14 protein-coding genes are annotated in these 15,194 nt (G+C 35.7%); all 14 read left to right on the top strand.

Translation table 11 applies throughout. The features are described 5' to 3' along the window. Positions 1 to 207 precede the first annotated feature (207 nt). The 14 genes from C7B89_RS03455 (at position 208) to C7B89_RS03390 (ending at position 15,193) form a co-directional block, all read left to right on the top strand. On the top strand, positions 208 to 936 hold the full coding sequence (locus C7B89_RS03455; RefSeq protein ID WP_115673176.1) for a YveK family protein: 729 nt from the start codon (positions 208 to 210) through the stop codon (positions 934 to 936). Continuing rightward, entirely contained in the window at positions 936 to 1,637 is a 702-nt protein-coding gene (locus C7B89_RS03450; protein WP_115673175.1) for a CpsD/CapB family tyrosine-protein kinase, read from the top strand. The genes C7B89_RS03455 and C7B89_RS03450 overlap by 1 nt, the downstream gene beginning before the upstream one ends. 40 nt (positions 1,638 to 1,677) lie before the next feature. Beyond that, a complete protein-coding gene (locus C7B89_RS03445) occupies positions 1,678 to 2,433 on the top strand; it encodes a tyrosine-protein phosphatase (RefSeq protein WP_341865298.1) in 756 nt (251 codons plus the stop codon). 95 nt (positions 2,434 to 2,528) lie between these two features. Continuing rightward, positions 2,529 to 3,647, top strand: coding sequence for a glycosyltransferase family 4 protein (locus C7B89_RS03440; protein ID WP_115673174.1), 1,119 nt, complete (start codon positions 2,529 to 2,531; stop codon positions 3,645 to 3,647). A gap of 114 nt (positions 3,648 to 3,761) precedes the next feature. Continuing rightward, positions 3,762 to 4,952: a glycosyltransferase gene (locus tag C7B89_RS03435; protein ID WP_115673173.1), complete on the top strand. Its 1,191-nt coding sequence runs from the start codon at positions 3,762 to 3,764 to the stop codon at positions 4,950 to 4,952. Beyond that, on the top strand, positions 4,939 to 6,282 hold the full coding sequence (locus C7B89_RS03430) for a hypothetical protein (RefSeq protein WP_054550541.1): 1,344 nt from the start codon (positions 4,939 to 4,941) through the stop codon (positions 6,280 to 6,282). Before C7B89_RS03435 ends, C7B89_RS03430 begins: the two co-directional genes overlap by 14 nt. Before the next feature lie 5 nt (positions 6,283 to 6,287). Further along, positions 6,288 to 7,379, top strand: coding sequence for a glycosyltransferase (locus tag C7B89_RS03425; protein ID WP_115673172.1), 1,092 nt, complete (start codon positions 6,288 to 6,290; stop codon positions 7,377 to 7,379). Further along, positions 7,369 to 8,880, top strand: coding sequence for a lipopolysaccharide biosynthesis protein (locus tag C7B89_RS03420; protein WP_054550543.1), 1,512 nt, complete (start codon positions 7,369 to 7,371; stop codon positions 8,878 to 8,880). The genes C7B89_RS03425 and C7B89_RS03420 overlap by 11 nt, the downstream gene beginning before the upstream one ends. A gap of 77 nt (positions 8,881 to 8,957) precedes the next feature. Beyond that, positions 8,958 to 10,067 (top strand): acyltransferase family protein, encoded by a 1,110-nt coding sequence (locus tag C7B89_RS03415; protein ID WP_115673171.1) that lies wholly within the window; start codon positions 8,958 to 8,960, stop codon positions 10,065 to 10,067. A 114-nt stretch (positions 10,068 to 10,181) separates the two neighbouring features. Then, positions 10,182 to 10,979, top strand: a complete 798-nt coding sequence (locus C7B89_RS03410; RefSeq protein ID WP_048391507.1) for a TIGR00282 family metallophosphoesterase — start codon at positions 10,182 to 10,184, stop codon at positions 10,977 to 10,979. Positions 10,980 to 11,156: 177 nt separating this feature from the next. Then, positions 11,157 to 11,423 (top strand): stage V sporulation protein S, encoded by a 267-nt coding sequence (locus tag C7B89_RS03405; protein ID WP_004224903.1) that lies wholly within the window; start codon positions 11,157 to 11,159, stop codon positions 11,421 to 11,423. Between the two features lie 263 nt (positions 11,424 to 11,686). After that, the gene (locus C7B89_RS03400) at positions 11,687 to 13,426 is read left to right on the top strand and encodes a 2-oxoacid:acceptor oxidoreductase subunit alpha (RefSeq protein ID WP_115673170.1); all 1,740 of its coding nucleotides are present in this window, start codon (positions 11,687 to 11,689) and stop codon (positions 13,424 to 13,426) included. Beyond that, positions 13,426 to 14,292: a 2-oxoacid:ferredoxin oxidoreductase subunit beta gene (locus tag C7B89_RS03395; protein WP_004224896.1), complete on the top strand. Its 867-nt coding sequence runs from the start codon at positions 13,426 to 13,428 to the stop codon at positions 14,290 to 14,292. Before C7B89_RS03400 ends, C7B89_RS03395 begins: the two co-directional genes overlap by 1 nt. Before the next feature lie 193 nt (positions 14,293 to 14,485). Then, positions 14,486 to 15,193, top strand: a complete 708-nt coding sequence (locus tag C7B89_RS03390; protein WP_112118035.1) for a lantibiotic protection ABC transporter ATP-binding protein — start codon at positions 14,486 to 14,488, stop codon at positions 15,191 to 15,193. The last annotated feature ends 1 nt before the right edge of the window (position 15,194 follow it).

The following is a 15,194-nucleotide window of genomic DNA, read 5'->3' as shown; positions in this document are numbered from 1 at the left end:
CCCTTGACCAAGGTCAGGGGGTGCCTTTTTGTATGTGAATAAATTCGATGTGATCTACCCAGTAAGAATAAATGGATGATTCCAACAATATAGTATGGAATAAAGCATAGTGAACTAGCCTCAACATGAATACCTTTTAAAAATTAACCAGCCTAGTTATACTCCATTTTTACAACTGGTTTATGTTTTGACAAGGAGTGAAGAGCATTGAAAGAAACAATCACATTACAAGATATATTGAAAATAGTCCGAGAAAACTTTCTTTTTATCATAAGTTTTACACTTTTTGCAGCGTTGGTTACAGCCTTTATTAGCATCTTTGTGTTAAAACCTACCTATGAGGCAGAAACGCAAATTTTAGTTAATCAAAAAAATATAGAGCAACCACATTTAGGTGTACAACAGGTTGAAACAGATCTCCGACTTATTAATACGTATAACATTATCATAACAAGTTCTGCTATTTTATCTAAAGTTATAAATAAGCTAGATTTGGATGTCACACCTGAAGTTTTAATGGATCAAATTACTGTATCTAGTGCCAATAACTCACAAGTTGTCAATATTAATGTTGTAGACAAGCAAGCAGGGTTGGCTGTCGAAATTGCCAATACAATAGCAGATGTGTTTCAAGAGGAGATCCAAGTTTTAATGACGGTTGATAATGTTAATATTTTGTCAGTTGCACAATTAGATAAGGAACCTGTACCGATTGCGCCAAATAAAACCCTTTATATAGTAGCAGCCTCGTTTATTGGTTTTGTTTTAAGTGCTGCTCTCATAATCATAATAGAGAGCTTAGATACTACAATCAAGACGGAGCAAGATATTGAAGAGCTAATAGGACTACCGATTATTGGCTTGATTAGTCAAATTAGTGATGCTCACAATAAAAGCACTAGGATAAAATCTCGTAAAACGAGGAGAGGATCATAATGTTTTGGAAAAAAAAGAAAAAGAAGAAGTTAGTGAAAATGGGACGAAAACTTGTGACGATTGCAAATGACCATTCTTTTATTTCTGAACAATTTCGAACAATCCGAACAAATATTACTTTTTCAATGCCAGATAGAGAGATTAAAACAATATTAGTGACATCTGCAACACCAGGTGAAGGAAAGTCAACCAATGCAGCCAATATAGGTGTTGTTTTCGCACAAGAAGGAAAACGGGTCGTCATCGTAGATGCAGATTTACGAAAACCAACAATGCATTATACGTTTCTATTGCAAAATGCTAGAGGACTATCAAATTTACTAACAAGACATTTTACAATTTCGGAAGTCGTCAATAATACAGATATTGCTAATCTATATGTCTTGACAAGTGGGCCTATTCCCCCCAATCCAGCAGAGTTACTAGCTTCTACCTTAATGGGGAGTGTAATTGAGGAACTAAAGAAAGAGTTTGACATCATTATTTTTGATGCGCCACCCCTATTATCTGTAACAGATGCTCAAATTTTGTCCAATAAATGTGATGGTACATTATTAATTGTGAACAGTGGAGTTGCAGAAAATGAAAGTGTGTTAAAAGCAAAGTCAAGCCTTGAAGCCTCAAAAGCAAATATTTTAGGCATAGTATTAAATAACTATAAAATGCCACTCCATCAATATTATGAGCAATATTATCGTTAATTCAAGTATCTAGACAGGGAAGTGAAGTACAGTGATTGATATGCACAGTCATATATTATTTGATGTCGATGATGGTCCGAAAACGATTGAAGAGACACTTTGTTTATTTGAGCAGGCAGTTTTGGAGGGCATTTCAACGATTGTTTCCACTTCGCATGCTTTACATCCATTGTATAATGTCCCCTTTGATGTCGTGAATGAGCAAATTGTACAGTTACAAATGGCAATTGACCAACGTAATATGCCTTTAAAACTTTACACGGGACAAGAGGTACGCTTGGCAGGTAACATTCTAGAATTGTATGAAAAAAAACAATTACATACATTAGCAAATTCCAATTATTTGCTGTTGGAACTTCCCTCTAATCATATTCCCAAATATACAAAGGATATCATTTACTCGTTATTAACAGCAGGCATAACACCAATTATTGCACACCCAGAGCGAAATAGAGTCATTTCAGAAAATCCAAGTCATTTGGAACAAATTATACGCGAGGGAGCACTTGCACAAATTACATCAGGGAGTTTAGCAGGATTGTTCGGAAAAACCGTCCAAAAACTTTCGCTAAATTTAGTGCGCTCGAATCTTGTCCATACATACGGTTCAGATGTGCATAACTTAAATACACGTCCTTTCTTATTTGAAAAGGGACTTAGATTTTTAGAAAAACAAAAAGATTTGGATATGGTAGAATTTTTGCTTGAAAATAACGAACGAATCATTAATAATCTTCCATTAATTGTATATGAACCAGATGATACTTTCACAAAAAAATGGTGGAAGTTTTTTTAAAATGGGAAAGCACCTTTAAGTTGTAAGGACATAAAAGGAAGCGAAAAGTAGCTGAAGCACTAGAGACATTCAGTGTTTAAGGGGGGGCATATGAGATGCGAGTTGTTTTTATGAGGAGTAACCCTGTTTCTCCAGATCCAAGGGTTGAAAAGGAAGCACATTGCCTTGCGAAAAATAATTGGAAGGTTCACATTTTAGCTTGGGATAGAGATAAAAAATATAAAATAAAGAACCAGCTGTTAGAAGGTGAACAGGCAATTCGTATTACAAGGTTTGGTATTCCGGCAACATTTGGAGGAGGTTTGAAAAAGAACTTAGTCCCATTTATAAATTTTCAACTTAAACTTTTTCAATGGTTACTTCGCCATAAAAATACGTATGATATGATTCACGCTTGTGATTTTGATACAGCGTTAATAGGTACAATATGTGGGAAATTACTTCGTAAAAAAGTAATCTACGACGTATTTGATTCGTATACTTCACCATTTTATGGACCGGAGATTATTGGAAAGGTCATTGCTAGTCTAGATATACGCCTTATGAATAGTGTGGATGCAGTCATTATATGTACAGAAAAGCGCAAAGAACAGATTGCTAAAGCTTCACCTAAAAAAATAGAGGTCATATATAATACTCCACGTTATATAGATTCCAATGATTGCTTAGATTTGAATCCGAAAAAAGTAAAAATAGTCTATGTAGGTATACTTACTGAAAATCGATTGATTAGTGAACTGGTTGAAGTAGTAAAGAATACGCCAAGTTATGAGCTGCATATTGGTGGATTTGGTAAGTTAGCTGATACATTGCTGCAAGCTTCGAAAATGCATGACAATATAAACTTTTATGGTAAGTTACCCTATGAAAAAACAATAGAGTTAGAAAATAGTTGTGACATTATGACGGCTATTTATGATCCTACCATCTCTAACCATTATTATGCTGCACCTAATAAATTCTATGAAGCATTAATGCTTGGTAAGCCTTTGATTATGGTGAAAAATACGGGAATGTCAGAAGTAGTTGCAACAAATAATTTTGGAGAACTTATTGATTACAATAGAGAGAGTTTACAAAATGGAATTGAGAATTTGGTAAAGCGTAGAAAAGAATGGCCAGAAATTTCTCGTGAAATGAAGGCACTGTACGAAGAAGGTTACAGCTGGGCGAAAATGGAGAAACGGATAACAGATTTATACAGTAATTTATAAAAGCTATGCGGAGTGTGAGCAGCAAAGGAAGTGGCACGTAGCGGCTATCGATCCGTTTTTTATTTACGTAAGAGCAATATGAAAATTTACAGTAGTATTTTTAGGGGGGCTAATATGAAAATATTATTTGTTGCACAAAATTTTCAAATGGGTGGCATCCAAAAGTCGTTAATTAATATGCTAAAAGAAATCAGCCTCTACGAGAAATATGAGATAGATGTTTTCACATTTAGTGGAGGGGAATTAATGAACGATATTCCCTCCAATGTGAAGGTAACTACAGGGAACTTACTGTTACAACTAATTGCTACACCTTTTGCTGAAGTGAAAAAAAGAAATAACGTATGGCATATTATTTTACGCATTGTGTGTATGATAGTTGTTCGATTAATAGGTTCCCATAACTTCTATTCGATGCTTTTAAAAAAACATCGCAATAATTGTCATTATGATATCGCCATATCTTATTTTAATGATGTACCCAATCAATACTTCAATAAGGGGACCAATTTATTTGTAGATCAGTTTGTGATAGCAGATCGTAAGTTAGCATGGATTCATACAGATCCCATTAAAGCGAATTTTAATTATGAGGCTTGTGTCAAAACCTATAAAAATTTTGATCGATTGTTATGTGTTTCAGTAGCATGTAAGGAAAATTTAATAAATTTTCTTCCACAATATCAACATAAAATTCAAGTGGTTTATAATTTTTTTCCAATCGAAGAGATTAAAGAACTGGCATGTCAATATACACCGTTTCATAAAAGCGAGTTGGATTTAATATCTGTCGGGCGAATTGAAAATAGTACAAAAAGGTTCGACCTTATTCCACATCTGTGTAAGTTGTTAAAGGAAGCTTCTATAAATAATTTTCGCTGGCGCATTTTAGGGGATGGACCAGACCTACTTTCAAATCAGCAATTAGCTTTGCAACTAGGTGTAGAGGATGTAGTTGAATTTGTAGGAGAAATGAAAAATCCGTATCCATTTATAAAATGTAGTGATGTATTCGTTTTAACATCTGCCTACGAAGGCTATCCAATGGTCATTGGGGAGGCATTAATTGTACAAACGCCTGTTATTACAACGGACTTTGCCGCAGCAGGTGAACAAATTTGTAATGGTCATAACGGATTGATAACAGGCTTTAACATTCAAGACATCTTTCAAGTCATTTCTAGTGTTATGAAAAATACAGAATTACTACACAATATGAAAAATTACATAGAGGAAAATCACTACACAAACAAAAAAGCTCAAGAGCAACTTGTATTGGAGTTTGATGTACATGATAGAATCTAAGAATTTTAGTGTGCTCATTTGTATAATTTCAAGTATCTTTGTCGTATTCAAAATATATACAGGTAGTAATCTATTTCTCTGGCTCTTCTTCCTTTTAACTAGTTTGGCGATGCTGCTAGATAAGCAGCAGCATCGAATTGACTATTTATTGTTTTTTATTTCGTGGGTGTATGTCATTAAATTCGATATATCAGGATACTCACTGCTTGTTGTACTTAGTTCTTTCTATATTTTGTTAAGTATTTTGACGCTCTTTTTACAAAAGCAAGGTATTTCAAAACGACTCCTATTAACCTATTTTTTATTTGCATTTTATACGGTGGCCGTAACGATAGTTAGTGGTGGTAATCTTATTGCAGTTTTAGGCTTTGTGTTGAATTATAGTGTGCTCTTTTGTGCAATATTGACCCTCGATGATAAGGCATATTTCAGAAGGTATACGTATATCTATGCATCGGGTTTACTAGCTGCTTCAATCGTTCGATTGATTAGTTATTCTATCCCAGAAATTGATCATTTCATAGAGTCAATGACCATTGTGAATACAGTGAAGACAATGAACTCGATTAGTACAAGATTTACGGGTTTAGATTTAGATCCAAATTACTTTAGTTTGCAAGTATTAATAGCTATGGCTTGTTTATTAGTGCTTTTTAATCTGGATGGAAAAAAGGAGAAAAAGTCAATTGTATTACTCGTGATATTAGCATTTTTTGGCATACTGACATATTCCAAAATGTTTATTATTACATTAATCGTTTTCATTATGATGACATTTGTTGTATTCATTAGAAATAATGTGAAGACTGCTATTAAATTTTCGTCTTTTATCGTGATTATTTGTGGGGGTGCCCTCTATTTTTTTTACGAGAAGTTATTCGAAATTTATTGGATTCGGTTTTTTGGGTCAGGAATATCGACAGATGCCATTACCACTGGTCGAGTGAGTAGTTGGAGCCTATTTGTAAATGAAATCCTTCAAAACACGAAAGTATTTGTTTTGGGTGCAGGCTTTGGCACAAGCTTTGCGAAGGTAAAGATGGCACATACAATGTACTTATCAACTCCCTATTATATAGGTTTAATCGGAATAGTCTTGTCAGTACTATACATTTCAAGCCTCTATAAAGTACTTAGAGAGAATGTCGGAATTATGAATAGACCAGGCTTTCAAATCCTTTCAATCAACGCTATTCCTCTCTATATCATGTTAATAGCGAATATAGGACTTGATTCATTTGTCATGGATTATTTTCCATATCATATTTTATTAATTATGTTTGCACTGACTATGAGTAAAAGTAAGGGAACTACTATGAATGAGAGGTGAGGTGAGTGCCATATTTAAGCATTATTGTCCCCGTCTATAATACGGAACCTTACTTAAAAATGTGTCTTGATAGTATTCTGAGACAGGAATTCGTAGATTTTGAGTTGATATTAGTAAATGATGGCTCGACTGATAGCTGCTCGGTAATCTGCGATGAATATGCCGAATCTGATACAAGAATTACCGTCATTCATCAAGCAAATAGTGGTGCTGTCAGTGCCCGTAAAGCAGGGCTAAGGGTCGCCAAAGGACAGTATATTGGTTATGTAGATAGTGATGATTGGATTGAAGTTGATATGTATAAATCATTATGTAATACTGCCCGTGTTTTTGATGTAGATATTGTTATTTGTGACATTGTAGAAAATTATCCACTCCAAGAAGTGAAGAGACCACAGCTTGTCTCGCCTGGTTTGTACAGGAAGGATAGAATGGAAAAAGAAGTATATCCAATTATGCTATATTCGGGCGAGTATTACCGTTTTGGCTTATATCCATCTTTATCTAACAAAATATTTAAAAGAGACCTATTAGAGAAAAATCTCTTTGATGTGGATGATCAAATTTGCATGGGGGACGATGTTGCTTGTACATATCCTAGCTTACTTGATGCAGAAAGTATTTATATATTAGAAAATCAGTATCTCTACCATTACCGTCAGCATTCTTCTTCCATGACGGCTAGTTATGATCAGATGTTTTTTAAAAAAATACTTGTGTTGTATGAACAATTGAAAGTTTTAAAGTACAGGAAAGCAGACCAGGTTCCTAATTTTGCTGAACAACTTCAGTATTATTTTACTTATTTAGTGATGGCAGCGGTGAATAATGAATTGAATAGATTCAACCATAAGCGTTTACATGAAAAGCGTACCTTTATTAAGGAAATGTTGATTCATGAAGCGTTTCATGGATCGTTGCATGCGATTCGGATGACAAATATGCCGCTCAAATCAAAGATCTATACTTGGTTATTAAAGAAAAAACAAATTCTTTTACTTTTCATGTTGAATAGGTTTAAACGGCGGATCAGTGATTGCAAAGGTTTAATTCCTACTTTTACTAAAAGAAAAGGTGCTTACCAGCATGAGAACTAAGAGAGTAGTTTTAAATTTAATGTCTAATGTATTACTACAAGTTGTTGCAGCGGTTATTAATTTCATTTTACCTCGACTATTTATGACAACATACGGCTCTGCTACTAACGGGCTTGTTTCGTCGATTAAGCAATTTTTAAGTTATTTAAAAATAGTAGAGGCTGGGGTTGGTAATGCATCTATAGTGGCACTTTATAAGCCACTAGCCAAGGGTGATAAAGACCAAATAAATGGAATTCTTTCAGCGACTAATCGTTTTTATAGACGTTCGGGTTATGTCTTTGTTGGATTAGTCGCCATTTTGGCTATTTGTTATCCGTTATTAGTAGGAGATGAAGTGAATCCGCGAACGGCTCTTTACATGGTACTTATTTTGGGGATTAGTGGCATGTGGGAGTATTTTTTTATAGGGAAATATTTAGTTCTACTGTCGGCAGATCAAAAAAGCTATGTTATTTTTCGCATTCAAACAATGTTGCTTTTTGCGAGTGCACTATTGTCAGTTACTTTGATAGCATTTGGTTTTTCCATCGTCATTGTTGTTGCTAGTTCAAGTGCCATATTGCTACTGGATGTTCTTTTTTTAAGATTGTATGTTAAAAAGAAATATCCATATTTCAATAGTAAAAAACAAGCGAATACGTTAGCAATTAAAGATAAATGGGATGCTTTAATTCATCAAATTGCCTCGTTAGTGGTGTTTAACACGCCGTTTATTTTAATAACGATTTTTCTGGGCTTAACAGAAGTCAGTGTGTTTACAGTTTATAGTATGGTGTTTAATGCAGTCACTTTGTTTATATCCACTTTTTCAGGGGCGATATTAGCAGCTTTTGGAGACATTCTTGTCAAAGAGGATAAGGACGTTCTTCGGAAATATTTTCATCACTTTGAATATATTTTTTATGGCATCATTGCTTTTAGCTACACATGTACAGCTATTTTAATATTGCCATTTATAAAGATTTATACAGCAGGGATTGAAGATGCCAATTACATAAGGCCCTGGTTAGCAATATTGTTTGTCATTGTAGGAGTAGCGAATACAATTCGGATTCCTGCCAATACGTTAGTGAATGCTGCAGGCCATTTTAGAGAGACGAAAAATCGTGCCATTATGGAAGCATTAATCAACCTTGTAGTTTCTCTTGTTTTTGTACAGTTTTTTGGCGCAGAAGGAATATTACTGGGAGGAATTTGTTCATACGGCTATCGTACTTATGATTTAATCATTTATTCTTCTAAAAAGATTTTACAAAATTCACCTAAAGATACTGTCAAAAAAATTGTGCAAAATAGTATTTTTGCACTTACTGCAGCAATACCATTTATATTTTTTATCGAGCTCCATATTACATCTGCAGGTTCATGGCTTGTAGCCGCTATATGTATTTCCTTGTGGACGATGTTTATTTTATTAGTAGGTAATTTTATTATTGAGCCTCAAACAATGCGAGATATTTTGGTGCAATTAAAGAGAACAACTACCAATAGTAAATAATTTTATCCCTGCATTGAGTAAGGTAAGTAGCATAATTGAAAGGCAAATTGATTCCTTTGAAATGGCAGGTGAGGGTGATGAAGCGAGAAGTCAAAGAAATATATTTACTACGATACGTTGCTTGCTTAGGGATTGTGTTAATGCATAGTGTTACGTTGGCATTGAACATGTATGACATAGAAGAAGGTCCACTATTCGTAATCCTGACATCTATTCAGCTGATCTTTATGTTCGGGACACCTCTTTTTATATTTATCTCAGAGTTTGTCATTGCCTATTCCTATTCAGATCGTTTGCCGAAAAAGTTTTATGTAAAACGTTATAAATATATGTTAACGCCATTTCTTTTTATTGGACTACTTGATGCCGTTCTTAAATCAATTGAATCGCCTTCTATTGAATTTGCCAAAAAACTACTACTAAATTATTTGGAAGGTGATTTCCATGGTTATTTTATCGTGATCATTTTTCAGTTTTATATCATTCATCCATTTTTTGTGAAATTTATTGCCTCAAGATACCCTGCCTATAAAGTAATAATGACTGCTTTTATCATTAATTTTGGTTACTTAGCCTTTTTTAATTTTTTGGATCCATTTAAGTATTTTCCTGATTTAGCGTATACTAGTTTACAATGGGATTTTTTTAATAAGATGCCATTTCCTGCGTGGATTGCTTATTTTGCAGTAGCTTATTACTGTGGAAAAAATTATGATAAATTTCTATCGTGGTTACAGCGTTTTCGTTTTCTGTTACTAGCAGTATTACTAATCACAGTAAGTCTTTTGCTAACCACTCAATTAACAGGTATTATTACGGAAGTTCATTCAAAGAGAATAGACGTTATCCTTTATACATTCAGTGTAGCTTTTCTGTTATTTTTCATAGCGAGTAACAGAAGAAAAATGCCGAAATTTATCATTTTTATTAGTCGTTATTCCTTCGGTATATATTTATTACATCCCCTAGTTAATAGCCTACTTAAAATTTTTTTAACGAATTTTATCAAAACATTAAGTGTATTTTCTGTCATTGCCATTTCATTTATTGTCAGTCTCAGTTGCTCCATTTGTATAACATATATAATGAGTAAATGGAAATTAGGCGCTTTTTTTATAGGGCAACTCAATACCAATGGGGACTCCTCTAATAAAAAATATGCACAATTTCCCATCCAGAAATCCTAAATAAACGGGCATTTAAATGTGTAAATGTGGTAAGGCTTGCATTTTACTTTGCGATTGCCAAAGCAAAGATGGTAAACTAAAAGATGTTATTTAGAGAAAGTGTGGTCTTGCATAATGAAAGTTCTATTTATTGGTGATATTGTTGGTTCAATTGGTCGAGATGCGGTGGAAAAATATTTACCTCGCTTAAAAAAGAAGTATAATCCAGATGTTGTGATTGCAAATGGGGAAAATGCTGCGGCAGGACGAGGGATTACTCGTAATATTTATAATAGCTTGCTACAAATGGGTGTAGATGTTATTACGATGGGGAATCATACATGGGACAATAAAGATATTTTTGATTTTATTGATGACGCGGATTACTTAATCCGTCCGGCAAACTTTTCAAGTGAAGCACCTGGTAAAGGTATGGTTCAGATTTCTAAAAATGGCGTGACATTATCTGTCATTAATTTACATGGTCGCGTATTTTTACCGCCACATGAGGATCCGTTTGCAATGGCAGATCAATTGATTGCAGAGGCTCGACAAATATCTCCACTTGTCTTCGTGGATTTTCATGCTGAAGCGACTAGTGAAAAAATCGCTCTTGGTTGGCATTTAGATGGAAAGGCTTCAGCGGTTGTTGGGACACATACACATGTGCAAACAGCAGATGCAAGAATCTACCCACAAGGTACGGCTTATATCACGGATGTTGGTATGACAGGGCCGTACGATGAAATTTTAGGTATGACGAAGGAAAGTGTCATCTATAAATTCCAAACAAACATGCCATCTCGTTTTGAAGTTCCGAAAAAAGGGCGAGAGGTTTTGAGTGGTTTCTTTGTAGAGATGGATGATCGAACAGGAAAAGCTATTGCCTGTGAACGCATTTATATAAATGAAGACTATCCATTTCAAGGGTAGATAAGTCGAAGAATGTTTTTTTACGTTTCTTTTACGGGGATATAGGTTTCTTTGTCAAACTAGTCTATTTCCGTTTTGCGGAGCATAAAATGTGCTACGGACAATAACTTGAGGTCCAAAAAGGGGGACATGAGTTGTTGAGCGTAAACACTATTCGCGAAACGGGGAGGAATAATTGTGGATTCATTAAAAGTATCATCACGCTCTAATCCAAATTCAGTTGCAGGTGCATTAGTCGCGGTAATCAGAGAAAAAGGGCAGGCAGAAATGCAAGCAGTTGGGGCAGGTGCACTTAACCAAGCCGTGAAAGCAGTGGCCATTGCACGCGGATTTGTAGCGCCAAGTGGCACAGATTTAATTTGCGCGCCGGCGTTTGCCGATATTTTGATTGCTGGAGAAGAACGAACAGCATTAAAGCTGCTAGTGGAAAAACGTATTCGATAAAAAAGTAATGAAGTAAAATGCTCTGTCACATAATATGGTGGCGGAGCATTTTTTCGTTTTCCTGTTTTACATATGATAGATGTCACTTGAAATAGGGGCGTGATTTTGCTTAGATTTGAAAATTACAACTTTATGAACAGGATTTTCAGTCAAAGGTCTGATTTTCGCCTAAATCGTGGAGAAACAATAGTCCAGACGGTTTCTTCGTGTTAAACTTATGAAGGAAAAATAATAGTACACATTGGATTTAAGGAGTTGTTGACATGTTACATCAGCTTTCATGGAAAGTCGGTGGGCAACAGGGTGAAGGGATTGAGAGTACAGGTGAGATTTTCTCAATGGCAATGAATCGTCTAGGTTATTTCCTATACGGTTATCGTCACTTCTCTTCTCGAATTAAAGGTGGCCATACGAATAATAAAATTACAGTTCGTCCAACAGAAGTACGTTCAATTGCGGATGATTTAGATATTTTAGTGGCATTCGATCAAGAAACAATTGATGTCAATTATAAAGAGCTTACAGAAAAGGGTATTATTTTAGCCGATGCAAAATTTGATCCTGTTAAACCAGAGGATTCAAAAGCACCATTATTTGCAGTACCGTTTACAGAAGTAGCAGCAGAGCTTGGTACTTCGTTAATGAAAAACATGGTGGCTATCGGCGCAACTGCATCATTGCTAAACCTAGAAGACGCAGTATTCCAAAATGTTGTCGATGATATTTTTGGTAAAAAGGGCGAAGAAGTCGTACAAAAAAATATGGAAGCCATTACACGTGGTCGTCAAATTATGAATGAGCTGTTAGTTGATCGTATAGGCGAATGGGAGCTTGCACCTGCAGATGGTAAACGTCGTATGTTTATGATTGGGAACGATGCGATAGCACTTGGTGCATTAGCTGCTGGGACACGCTTTATGGCAGCATACCCAATTACACCAGCGTCTGAAATTATGGAATACTTGATTAAAAAATTGCCGAAATTCGGTGGAACGGTCATCCAAACGGAAGATGAGATTGCAGCAGCAACAATGGCTATTGGCGCTAACTTTGGCGGTGTACGTTCCTTTACCGCTTCTGCTGGTCCTGGTCTTTCATTAATGATGGAAGCAATTGGTCTTTCAGGTATGACAGAGCAACCTTTAGTAGTAGTGGATACACAACGTGGAGGCCCTTCAACTGGGTTACCAACTAAGCAAGAACAATCTGACTTGATGGCTATGCTTTACGGTACTCATGGAGAAATTCCTAAAGTAGTCATTGCACCTTCTACAATGGAGGAAGCTTTCTTTGATACGATCCAAGCATTTAACATTGCAGAGGAATTACAATTACCAGTAATCTTAATGACAGATCTACAATTATCTCTAGGTAAACAATCTGTTGAGCCATTTGATTATAATAAAATTGAAATTCGTCGCGGTAAAATTGTGATGGATGATCTTGAGGAAGCGGCAGATAAAGCCTACTTCAAGCGTTACGAAGATACAGAAGATGGCATTTCACCTCGTGTCTTACCAGGTACATTGCATGGTATTCATCACGTTACAGGTGTTGAACATGATGAAACAGGGAAGCCATCTGAGGCAACGGGTAATCGCCAAACTCAAATGGATAAACGCTTCCGCAAATTAGAGAGCTTGAAATTTGATAACCCAGTCTTTGTTAATGCACCACATGAGGAAGCCGATATTTTATTAGTAGGCTTTAACTCAACAAGAGGAGCTATTGAAGAAGTGCAAGAACGACTGAATGCACAAGGAATGAAAGTGAATCATGCCCATATTCGTTTAATTCATCCATTCCCATCTGCAGAAATAGCACCTCTTGTTGCACAAGTGAAAAAGGTGATTGTTGTAGAAAATAACTATACAGGTCAATTAGCTAATATTATGAAGATGAATGTTGGTGGTCACGATAAAATCGCGACAATCACTAAATATAATGGTACACCATTCTTGCCTGGTGAATTAGAAAATCGTGTGAAGGAGTTGACTCGCTAATGGCAACATTTAAGGATTTTCGTAATACAGTGAAGCCAAACTGGTGCCCAGGCTGTGGAGACTTCTCAGTACAAGCAGCTATTCAACGTGCTGCTGCAAATGTCGGCATAGAACCAAATGAACTTGCTGTCATTTCAGGAATTGGATGTTCAGGTCGAATTTCAGGGTATATCAATTCTTATGGGTTCCATGGTATTCATGGTCGTGCACTTCCGATTGCACAGGGTTTGAAAATGGCTAATCGTGATTTACATGTTATCGCTTCTGGTGGTGATGGTGATGGATTTGCTATTGGTATGGGGCATACAATTCATGCCATCCGCCGTAATATTGATATAACTTATATTGTAATGGATAACCAAATTTATGGTTTAACAAAAGGTCAAACATCTCCACGTTCAGCTGCTGGATTTATTACAAAATCTACACCAGGTGGAGCGATTGAGCCATCATTGAAACCATTAGAGGTAGCGTTAACAAGTGGTGCAACATTTGTGGCGCAGGGCTTCTCTACAGATATTAAAGAATTAACAGCACTAATTGAAGCTGGTATTAACCATAAAGGTTTCTCATTTATCAATGTCTTTTCACCTTGTGTAACGTATAACAAAGTGAACACATATGATTGGTTTAAAGAAAATTTAACAAAATTAGCAGATGTTGAAGGTTATGATCACTCAGATCGTGGTATGGCAATGCGTACAGTGATGGAACACGAGGGGTTAGTAACAGGCATTATTTATCATGATACGGAAACAACGTCGTATCAAGAAAAAGTACCTGGCTACTCTGAATTACCATTAACAGATATCGATATCAAAATGAGCGAAAATGATTTTAATGATTTAGTAAAAGAATTTATGTAAAATTGATGAGATCGAAGCATTTGGAATGAAGTCATTCCAAATGCTTTTTTTATGCTTGATGAAAGAATCGCGAGTATTTAGTGATCCATCGCGGGTAAACGCATAGCTACCGCGAGTATTTTGATATTGAATCCTTATAAAATCCTTATAATTTTTTTTTACACTAAGGTCATCGAAAGGATGATGACTAATGATGAAAGACTTGATATTAAAGACAGAAAATCTTAATAAGTCGTTTAAAGGGCAAAAAATTGTGGATAATGTAGCGTTAGAAGTCCAACGTAATACGGTCTACGGTTTACTTGGACCAAACGGAGCGGGGAAATCCACAACATTAAAGATGATGACAGGTATGTTACGACCAGATGCTGGGAATATCATTTTTAATGGACATACATGGACACGAAATGATTTACAGGACATCGGCGTGTTAATTGAAACACCTCCCCTGTATGATAATTTAACAGCAACGGAAAATTTACAAGTTCGCACGATAGCATTACGTCTACCGCAAAGTCGTATTGAAGAAGTATTAAAAATTGTAGATTTAACGAATACAGGAAAAAAACGGGCGGGGCAGTTTTCCTTAGGTATGAAACAACGATTAGGTATAGCGATTGCGCTGCTAAACAAGCCAAAGCTGTTAATTTTAGATGAACCTACAAATGGACTTGATCCTATTGGTATACAGGAGCTTCGTCAGCTTATTCGCTCATTTCCAGAGCAAGGCATCACTGTGATTTTATCTAGTCATATTTTGTCAGAGGTGGAACAGGTTGTGGATGACATTGGCATTATTGCTGATGGCAAGCTTGGCTATCAGGGACCAGCACCGCAAGGTCAGGAATTAGAATCACTATTCATGCAGGTTGTTGCCACCAATAGAAAGGTGGGTTACTAGC

Origin of the sequence: Lysinibacillus capsici (genome assembly GCF_003367505.1) — a bacterium.
Classification (GTDB): Bacteria; Bacillota; Bacilli; order Bacillales_A; family Planococcaceae; genus Lysinibacillus; species Lysinibacillus capsici.
This window is presented reverse-complemented; position numbering and strand designations above follow the sequence as displayed.

Bases quoted from the DNA above. Each gene is read 5' to 3' on its own strand.
- C7B89_RS03450 (WP_115673175.1), top strand. From the start codon at position 936: ATGTTTTGGAAAAAAAAGAAAAAGAAGAAGTTAGTGAAAATGGGACGA.
- C7B89_RS03445 (WP_341865298.1), top strand. From the start codon at position 1,678: ATGCACAGTCATATATTATTTGATGTCGATGATGGTCCGAAAACGATT.
- C7B89_RS03440 (WP_115673174.1), top strand. From the start codon at position 2,529: ATGCGAGTTGTTTTTATGAGGAGTAACCCTGTTTCTCCAGATCCAAGG.
- C7B89_RS03435 (WP_115673173.1), top strand. From the start codon at position 3,762: ATGAAAATATTATTTGTTGCACAAAATTTTCAAATGGGTGGCATCCAA.
- C7B89_RS03430 (WP_054550541.1), top strand. From the start codon at position 4,939: ATGATAGAATCTAAGAATTTTAGTGTGCTCATTTGTATAATTTCAAGT.
- C7B89_RS03420 (WP_054550543.1), top strand. From the start codon at position 7,369: ATGAGAACTAAGAGAGTAGTTTTAAATTTAATGTCTAATGTATTACTA.
- C7B89_RS03415 (WP_115673171.1), top strand. From the start codon at position 8,958: ATGAAGCGAGAAGTCAAAGAAATATATTTACTACGATACGTTGCTTGC.
- C7B89_RS03410 (WP_048391507.1), top strand. From the start codon at position 10,182: ATGAAAGTTCTATTTATTGGTGATATTGTTGGTTCAATTGGTCGAGAT.
- C7B89_RS03400 (WP_115673170.1), top strand. From the start codon at position 11,687: ATGTTACATCAGCTTTCATGGAAAGTCGGTGGGCAACAGGGTGAAGGG.
- C7B89_RS03395 (WP_004224896.1), top strand. From the start codon at position 13,426: ATGGCAACATTTAAGGATTTTCGTAATACAGTGAAGCCAAACTGGTGC.
- C7B89_RS03390 (WP_112118035.1), top strand. From the start codon at position 14,486: ATGAAAGACTTGATATTAAAGACAGAAAATCTTAATAAGTCGTTTAAA.